Genomic DNA, 9,097 nt, shown 5'->3' with positions numbered 1-9,097 from the left:
GCAGGGTCGTGTCGACGGCAAGCCGTCGCGCCGCGTCGAACGAGAGCCGCTTCTGCGCGAACAGGTCGACGAGCAGCCCGGCGGCGCACAGCGTGTCCGCACGCGTGTCCGGATGCGGCAGGACGATGCGGCCCGATTGCGGGTCGAGCGCCAGCAGCACGAAGCGTTCGGCGATCAGCATGAGGCGCGCTCCGCGCGTTGCGCAGCGGTCGGCTGTGCGCGCGCAAGGGATCGCGACGCGGCGCAACGCGGATCGCAGTTCCGGGTTTCCGGTGGCATTCGCGCGTCCACGCGTTGGCTCGAGGAGGCCCCGATGGTAGCGCTTGGCGCGAAACGGTCGAGCCGGCTATCGCACAGTTTTCAGCGCGAGGCGCCGCCGGCAGCCATGCGGTTGCGGTCGAGCAGCTCGACGCCGGCCCAGTCGACCTGAGGCAGTCCGAGGTAGCGGTCGAAGGCCATCGGCAGCAGGCCGGTCGGGATCGCCGTCTCGCAGTTCCAGAGCATGACGAGACCGAAGCGGCGCTGCGGCAGGAACGCGATCACGCCGCGATAGCCCTGCACGGCGCCCGCATGGAACACCATCGGCTCGCCGGCGTAGTCGAACACGCGCCAGCCCAGCGCATATTGCGCATCGCGCAGGCGGCCCCGGCGCCACGGCGCCGAGGTCATTTCCGTCGGCGTCGCCACGACCGGGCGGTGCAGCGTGCCGAGCAGGTCCTCGGGCAGCACCTCCGGACGACCGCCCATATGCGCGATGAGGTACTGGCTCATGTCCTTGATGCTCGCGTTGACGCCCGCGGCCGGCGCCACGTGGTAGTAGTTCTCGCGCGGCTGCAACGGTATCCAGCGGCGGCCGCTGCGCGAGTGCGGACGCGCCCACTCGCGGCTCGATTCGAGCGCGTCGCGGCCGTAGGTCGCGGTCGTCATGCCGAGTGGATGGAAGATGCGCTTCTCGACCTGGTGATAGAAGAAATCGCCGGTGACCGCATAGGTCACGTCGCCGAGCAGGCTGAAGGCGACGTTCTGGTAGCTGTAGCAGTCGCCGACGCCGCAGATCGGATCGATTTCGCGCAGCCGGTCGACGAGCAGCGGGTAGGGCTCGTCCTGCTCCAGCAGGTGATCGTAGGAGTTGTGCGGCAGGCCGACACGGTGGCTCAGGATGTCGCGCACGCTGAGCTTCTCGGCGGCGCTCGCATCCTTGAGCGCGAACGTCGGCAGGATGCCGCCGACGCGGCTGTCCCACGACAGGAATCCGTCGTCGACGAGCATGCCCGCGAGCGTCGCCGCGAAGGACTTGGACAGCGAGGCGAGGCGGAATACCGTGTCCGGCGTGACCGGCGTGCCCGCGTTCGCATCGGCGTAGCCGACGCCGCGCTGCAGCAGCACCTGGTCGCCCTGGACCACGGCGACGGCGAGTCCGGCGATCTGGCCTGACGATTCGATCGAATCGAGCCAGAGATTCATGTCGGTCGCGACGCTGAGCCCTGCGTTGGCGGCGACCGCGCCGGCGACGACCGGCATGGTCGCGGCAGCGGCGGCGGCGCGGCGGCTCGGTGCGAGCGCCTTGCGCGCCGGCGCTTTCTTGACCGCGGGTTTCTTCGCCGGCGCCTTCGCCGCGGCCGCGGCGCGCGCGGTGCCGCGCTTCGTCGCGGCGCCCGCATCGGGAATGAACAGGAAGGTCAGCGCAAGGACCAGGATCGCCGCGAAGCTGGAAACCGTCGCGGGCTTCATGCGGGTATGCGCGCTGGAGTGAAGCGATCGGCGGCGCAGGCGCCTGCGCGCGGCGGCGAAACGAAAAACGGCGAACTCGAAAGCATGGTCTGGTCTGGGGCTGGTCGTGCCGGTCGCATTGTCGTGCAGTTGGACAGCTGTCACAACGGCGTGTGCATGCAGGAAACATGCGTGTTTTCGGGTAATAAAAGCGTTAAGGGCCGACGGCGGCGCAGCGTCGGTCGCGTCCCGTCGTCCGCGAGCGCAAGCGCGCAGCAACCGCAACTCCCATGCCGGCCTCCCCTGAGACACTGCGGCTGCCGCGCCTACCCGCGGCAATCGGGTTGCTTACAGGCCACCGCGGTGACGCGGTGGCTTTTTTTTCGTCCGCGCGCGACGCGTGTTGCGCGCGTGCCCAATCGCGGGCCGGCTGTTGCGCGGCTTGCGCGCAGGTTGTGCCAAAGCCACGAACTTGTGGCATCCTCGCCGGCAAACTACGAAAGCCTTCGTTAATCGAGCCGATGCGTCCCGAAGTCTTCGCCGACACGAGTTTGCGCCGCATCCTCTGCCTTGCCGGAAGGCGAGTCGACGTCGGCGCGTTGCGCGTGCTCGGCGACGGCGACGCGCAGCGGCTGACGCCGAAGGCAGTCGGTGTTCTGCTCGAACTCGCGCGTGATCCCGGCGTCACGCGCACGCGCGACGAACTGCTCGCGCGCGTCTGGGCCGGGCGGGCGGGCGACGGCGATGTACTGACCCAGGCGGTGAAAGAACTGCGCCGTGTCTTCGGCGACGATCTTTCTTCACCGCGCTTCATCGAAACCGTACCGCGCCTGGGCTATCGCCTGCTCGCCGCCGTGGAATGGGAAGAGCCGGCGGCGCAGGCCGCGCTGACGGATCCGTCCCCGGTCGACGACATCGCGGTCATGAGCGCAGCGGCGCCGGCCAACGCGTCGCGGACGCTGCGCCGGCGCTGGTTCGCGGCTGTCGCGCTGCTGCTTGCGGCGGCATTCGCGGCGTTTGCGTTGCGCACGGCGGACGCGCCGCCGCCGGCGTCCGTCGCCGGCGCGCCGCTGCTGCTGACCGCGGAACCCGGCGCGGAGACCACGCCGCGTCTGTCCCCGGACGGGTCGCGTCTTGCCTATGTCGCGATCGACGCGGACAGCCGCCGTCAGCGTGTCCATGTGCGCGGCGTCAACGCATCGACGACGTTGTTTCCGAGCGAAGGCCGCGGCGAGGAGTCCTGGCCGGTGTGGTCGGGCGACGGCGCGCAGATCGCATTCGTGCGGCGCGAAGCGCAGCGATGCGACCTGGTTACCGTGGATGCGCTCGGCGGCGTCGAACGCGCGCGATCGCGCTGTGCGCGCGGGCTGTTCGAGAGTTTCGACTGGTCGCCCGACGGCAGCCGTTTCGCGATCGCGCGCTTCGACGGACCCGGTACGGCGCGACTGTCGCTGATCGCCGTCGAGGGCGGCGAGCCGCTGCCGTTCGACTATTCCCACGATCCGACCGAACACGACCTCGCGCCGCATTTCTCGCCGGACGGCGCGACGATCGCGTTCCGCCGCGGCCTTTCGCCCTACGGCGATCTCTATCTCGTCGCGACGAACGGCGGCGACGCGCGGCGCCTGACGCGGCTCTCCGCGCTGATCCGCGGTTTCGACTGGCTGCCCGACGGCAGCGGCATCGTGTTCGCATCGAACCACGGCGGCACCGAGGCACTGTATCGCGTCGACATTGCCGACGGCCGCGTGAGCGCGCTCGGCGTCGCGCCGGCGCAGATGCCCGACGTCGCGCGCCATGGCGACGCGCTCGCCTATGAAGTGCCGCGCACGCGCTCGGTGATGCAGGGCGTCGTTCTCGGCGACGACGCGGCTGCCGGCGGCGAGATCGCGCCGTCGACGGGCAGCGACAGCTATGCGGTGCTCTCGCCCGACGGCAGCCGTCTCGCGTTCGTGTCCGATCGCGGCGGCAGCCCGCAGCTGTGGCTGCACGACGCGGGCGCGCGGCAGAGTTATGCGCTGACCCACAACGACGGCGCGCTGTTCCTGTATCCGCAGTGGAGCGCCGACGGCCGCCGCATCGTCGTCACGCGGCGCCGCGACGGACGCGGCGAACTCGTCGAGATCGACCTCGACAGCCAGGCACAGCGCGCGGTTTCCGATGCCGCGACGGACGTGCGTTTCGGCACCTATGCGCCCGGTTCGGGCTTCCTCGTCGTCGATCGCGGCGGCCGCAGTCCGAGGCTGCTGCGCATCGCGTCGGCACAGGCCGCCGCGCAGCCGCTGCGCGACAACGTCGCCGCGGTCGACGTCGACCCGCGCAGCGGACGCATCTACTACAGCCGCGCCGACGGCGCCGGCGTGCGCGAACTGCGCGATGCCGGAGACGAGGATGCCGTGATCGCCGCAGTGAGCAACCGCTTCGCCTGGCATGTGCGCAACGGTGCACTCTGGTACTTCGCCGCCAATGGCGACGATGCCGACGAACTGCTGCTGCGTCGCCGCGGCCTGGATGACGGCAGCGACGCGACGGTCTGGCGCACGCGCGAGGCGGTCGATCACCGCAGCTTCGACGTATCCGGCGATGCGCGCCGGCTCGTGCTCGTGCGCATCACGCGCAACGACACGGACATCGCGCTGTTGCGGTTCTTGCGTGACCGGCGCTGAGACGGCGACTGGCGCGCAGCGATGCAAAATCCCGCCGATATTTCACCGCTTTCTAAGCGCAACCTCGTCGCCGGTTCAGACGATTTCGGGACCGATGCGCCGTCGCCGGCGTATTCCTCGTCGCCAGATTCCGGCGAAGGAGGCGATATGAGAATCATCGGAGAGACCCTGCGCTACGGCGCGCGACTCGAACTCGGCGGCACCGACGCACTGCGTCAGCGCTGCGGCGACAACCTGCTCGCGGTCGTCGGCGGAGGCCGCGGCGCGACGCTCGCGAGCGGCGGCGACGGCGGCTGCATCTGGCTGCCGCTGCGCGGCAAGCTGCGCATCAACGTCGGCGACGGCGGTTTCGCGATCGAGCCCGGACAACTGTTCGTCAGCGAACCGGATCAGCGTCTGCAGGCGACCGGCCGCGGCGCGGCGCTCTGGATCGCGCTGATCGCGCAGCGTCCGGGCTGGCGGCGCGCGCTGATGCGCGCAGGCGGAACGCTCGCACCGGAGCCGGGGCTCGTGCCGGCCTGGCACGCGGCGCAGCCCGCGCTGCGGCGGCTTGCGATGCGCGTCGTGCGCGCGGTGCTCCAGCAGCGCGGCGACTACGCATTGCAGGGCGGCGTCGACGATCTGCTCGGCAGCATCATCGACCTGCAGGCCGACTTCGGCGACATGATCGAACGCTGCCCCGGCCGCACGCTAGCCCAGCGCCAGAATGTGTTCCTGCGCCTGCAGCGCGTGCGCAATCTGATGGCGACGCGCTGCGAGCAGGAGCTCGACATTCCCGAACTCGCGCGCGTGGCGAGCTATTCGCCATGGCATTTCATCCGCGCATTCCATGCCGTCTACGGCGAAACGCCGCACGCCTATCTCGTCGAGAGACGCCTGGAGCGTGCGCGCCGTCTCGTGCGTTCGTCGCCGCTGGCGATCAGCGAGATCGCCGGCGCGAGCGGCTTTGAGAACCGCTGTGCATTCTCGCGCCTGTTCAAGCAGCGCTTCGGCATCAGCGCCGCGGCGCTGCGGCGCGAGCACGGGGTCGGTACGCGTTCGCGCCGCCGACGTTGCGACGCCGACGAATTGCCGCGCCTCGCAGTTTCCGCAACGCCGCCTGCCAACTCGCGGCAACTCGGCGCACCCACAGATTTTTAACGTTGCCGCACCGGGTTCGTCCCGGTTTGCCGGCCTTGCCTGCGCGCTCACCGATCGCGTCGGCGCCGCCGTTGCCTCGACCACCGGCCAGCGGCGCTGCGGTCGATTTGTGAATAATTACAGGAGAAACACATGTTCAATCCTTCGCTCCCCCGAGCCGTGCGACTGGCGCTGACCGCGCCCGGTGTCGGCGCGGGCGCCGTGCTGCTCGGCTGCTTCGCGCTGCCGGCAGCGGCGCAGCAGCCCGAGGCCGGATCCGAGGTCGACAAGCTGGAAACCATCGTCGTCACGGGCTCGCGCATCCGTCGCGTCGACCTCGAGACGGCGAGTCCCGTGTTCGTGATCGACAAGGGGCAGATCGAAAAGACCGGCAAGCTCACCGTCGGCGATCTGCTCCAGACCATGCCGACGATCGCCGGCGGCGCGACCGCGACGAACGGCGCGGTCAACAACGGCGGCGGCACCGGCGCGGCGACGATCGACCTGCGCGGCCTCGGCACCGCACGCACGCTGATTCTGGTCAATGGACGCCGTCTCGCGGGCCCGGCACCCGACGTCAATGCGATTCCGATCAACCTGATCGAGCGCGTCGAAGTGCTCAAGGACGGCGCGTCGGCGATCTACGGCTCCGACGCGATCGGCGGCGTCGTCAACTTCATTCTGCGCAAGGACTATCAGGGCATCGAATTCGCGGTCGACTACGGCATCTCCGATGCCGATGACGGCCAGCGCAAGGGAGTGACCATGACGCTGGGCCATACCAGCGACAAGGGCAGCCTGATGGTCGGCGTGAACTACAACAAGCAGGACGCCGTCTCCGCGGCGGATCGCGACTATTCCGCGGAAGCGCTCTATCTTTCTTCGGGCTCCATCGTCGCGGGCGGGTCCAGCCGTACGCCGCGCGGCCGCATCTTCCTGCCGAGCGACCTGATCGCGCAGTTCAACTGCCCGCCCAACGCCGCCGGCTCGGTCACGCGCATTCCGGGCAGCAGCGGCGGATCGCTCAGCGACTACAAGTGCTACGACCCGGCGTCCGATGCGTTCAACTTCCAGGCCGTGGGCAATCTGCAGCTGACGCCGCAGGAACGCGGCAGCCTGTTCGTCGTCGGCAATTACCGGCTATCCGACAACGTCGAGGCCTACATCGAGGCGTTTCACAACAAGACGCGCGCGGCGTTCGCGATCGCGCCGCTGCCGTTCGATGCGCGCAACGACAACGTGCTGATCTCGCGCGACAACGTCTACAACCCGTTCGGCATCGACTTCGGCCGCAGCGGCGACAACGATTCGGGCAACGCGTTCTTCCTGCGCCTGCAGGCGATCGGCAACCGCCGTGCCGAGACCGCGGTGACGACCGACCAGATCAATCTCGGCCTGCGCGGCGGTTTCGGCGACACGAGCTGGCAGTGGGACGCGAATTTCACCTACGGCCACTTCTCGCAGTTCCGCCAGTTCGGCGGCTACATCTTCCAGCCGGCGCTGAGCGCAGCCGTGGGTCCGTCGTTCATCGACGCGAACGGCGTGCCGACCTGCGGTACGCCGACGGCGCCGATCGCCGGCTGCGTGCCGGTCAATCCGTTCAATCCCGAGGAAACGCCTGAAGCGTTCAGCCTGCTCGAAGCGCCGTATCGCACGAATACGCTGTTCGTGCAGCGCGAAGCGGAAGTCAATGCGAACGGCGAACTGTTCGAGCTGCCGGCCGGCGTGGTCAGCCTTGCGGTCGGCGCCTCGTACCGCAAGGAATACCAGCGCTTCACGCCGGATTTCCTGACGACCTCGCTGCCGCCGGACTTCACGAACTGCCAGCTGTCGCAGGAAACCTGCACCTCGCCGATCGTCGGCGGCTTCGACGTCAAGGAACTCTACGGCGAAGCCTTCATTCCGGTGCTCCGCGACGTCGCTTTCGCAAAAGCACTGAACCTGACGATCGGCACGCGCTATTCCAAGTATTCGACCTTCGGCAATTCGACGAATTCGAAGCTCGGCATCGAGTGGCGCCCGCTCGACGACGTGCTGCTGCGCGGCACGATCGCCGAAGTGTTCCGCGCGCCGACGATCTCGAACCTGTTCGCCGCGCCGGCGTCGAACGCGCCGACGTTCCGCGATCCGTGCATCGGCGTGACGTCGCCGGTCGGTGCGAACGCGAACATCGACCGCGCCTGCGAGAACGTGCCGCGCGACGGCAGCTTCGGCGGTCCGCCGAACGGCCAGACCACGGGCCTCGTGGCCGGCAATCCGAACCTCAAGCCGGAGCAGGGCAAGGCCTTCACGTGGGGCGTCGTCTACGATCCGAGCTGGCTCGAAGGCCTGTCGACGAGTGTGGACCTCTGGCGCTTCGCGCTGAACGACAACATCAGTGCGCTCGACGTCAATACGGTCGCGCTGCAGTGCTTCACGGCCGGCAACCTCTGCGACTTCATCCATCGCTTCGAAGCCGACGGCCAAGTGTTCTACATCGACCAGCCGACGCTGAACCTCGGTCGCCTCGATGCGAAGGGCGTCGATTTCAGCATCAAGTATCGGCTGCCGGAAACACCGATCGGCACGTTCCGCGTAGGCCTCGACGCGACCTACACGATGCAGTTCAACCAGCTGATCCGCGACACGCAGGGCAACGCAACCGGCACGATCTACGCGGCGGGCCAGTTCAACCGCCAGCTCGGCAACTATGCGCGCCTGCGCGGCCTCGGCACCTTGAACTGGGAACTCGGCAACTTCGACGCGAGCTGGACCGCGCGCTATATCCACGGCTTCGATCTCGGCACGTTGCGGCCGGGCGGCGACTCGGCCGACGGCACGATTCCGAACGTCGTCGTGGGTTATGGCGCATCGACCTACCACAACCTGCAGTTCGGGTATCAGATCGAACCGATCAACGCACGCATCGAACTCGGCGTCGACAACGCGTTCGACAAGCAGCCGCCGATCCTGTTCCAGAACAATGTCACGAACGGCAATACCGATCCGGTGACGTTCGACACGGTCGGCCGCTATTACTTCGCGAGGTTCAGCGTCAAGTTCTGATTCGTCTGTCGCAGTCCCGAACGGCCGCCCGGATCCGGGCGGCCGTTTGCGTTCGTGCGGCGATCAACCGCGCGAACGCAGCGCCCACGCCGCCGCGAGCTGCAGCATCGCCGGTGCGATGTAGTGCCGGTGCACGCGGTCGATGCTGGCCATGTAGAAGCGGCCGAACGCATTGCGGCAGTGCACGCGCGTGCTCAGGCTGAAGCGCAGGCCGCCGTCATCGCGGATCTGCACGCGCACGCTCGAGCGGAAGCACAGATGCCTGTCGTCGGCGCCGAGCAGCACTTCCGCGCTGCGATCGGCCGCGCCGATGCGTTCGTCGAGCACGGCAAAGCGCGCGGCGAAGCGGCGCGGCGGTTCGGTGCTCAGCAGCGAGGACACTGGGCAACCGAGCGGGCTCGTGCGCAGGCGCAGCGGACGCACGAGCGCGTTGCGCAGCCGCATCAGGCGCGTGACGCCGACCGGACGGTTGTCGAGAAATCCCTGCAGCAGCGCCGCGAGCCACTCGCCGGCCGAATCGGCGCTCGCGGCGCCGGCGGGAAGATCGAGCACGAACG

Annotated in this window: 6 protein-coding genes; 3 read left to right on the top strand and 3 right to left on the bottom strand. The window is 68.7% G+C overall.

What is annotated here, in order from left to right; translation table 11 throughout:
* Positions 1–181 (bottom strand): GPP34 family phosphoprotein (locus VLF18_RS19295; RefSeq protein WP_325281258.1); only part of this gene is annotated, 181 nt, incomplete at its 3' end.
* Between the two features lie 179 nt (positions 182–360).
* Positions 361–1,731 (bottom strand): serine hydrolase domain-containing protein, encoded by a 1,371-nt coding sequence (locus tag VLF18_RS19290; protein WP_325281257.1) that lies wholly within the window; start codon positions 1,729–1,731, stop codon positions 361–363.
* Between the two features lie 500 nt (positions 1,732–2,231).
* On the opposite strand from VLF18_RS19290, the gene VLF18_RS19285 reads away from it, so the two are divergent.
* The 3 genes from VLF18_RS19285 to VLF18_RS19275 all read left to right on the top strand — a co-directional run bounded on the left by VLF18_RS19285 (position 2,232) and on the right by VLF18_RS19275 (position 8,540).
* On the top strand, positions 2,232–4,376 hold the full coding sequence (locus tag VLF18_RS19285; protein WP_325281256.1) for a winged helix-turn-helix domain-containing protein: 2,145 nt from the start codon (positions 2,232–2,234) through the stop codon (positions 4,374–4,376).
* A gap of 147 nt (positions 4,377–4,523) precedes the next feature.
* The gene (locus VLF18_RS19280; protein ID WP_325281255.1) at positions 4,524–5,516 is read left to right on the top strand and encodes an AraC family transcriptional regulator; all 993 of its coding nucleotides are present in this window, start codon (positions 4,524–4,526) and stop codon (positions 5,514–5,516) included.
* Between the two features lie 132 nt (positions 5,517–5,648).
* A complete protein-coding gene (locus VLF18_RS19275; RefSeq protein WP_325281254.1) occupies positions 5,649–8,540 on the top strand; it encodes a TonB-dependent receptor plug domain-containing protein in 2,892 nt (963 codons plus the stop codon).
* Between the two features lie 63 nt (positions 8,541–8,603).
* On the opposite strand, the gene VLF18_RS19270 is transcribed toward VLF18_RS19275, so the two are convergent.
* Positions 8,604–9,097, bottom strand: a 494-nt coding sequence (locus VLF18_RS19270) for a DUF2867 domain-containing protein (RefSeq protein ID WP_325281253.1), incomplete at its 5' end; no start/stop codon positions are given.

Source organism: Tahibacter sp. (assembly GCF_035481375.1).
Lineage (GTDB): Bacteria > Pseudomonadota > Gammaproteobacteria > Xanthomonadales > Rhodanobacteraceae > Tahibacter.
The sequence above is the reverse complement of the archived record's forward strand: the minus strand, read 5'-3'. Positions and strand labels throughout refer to the sequence as shown.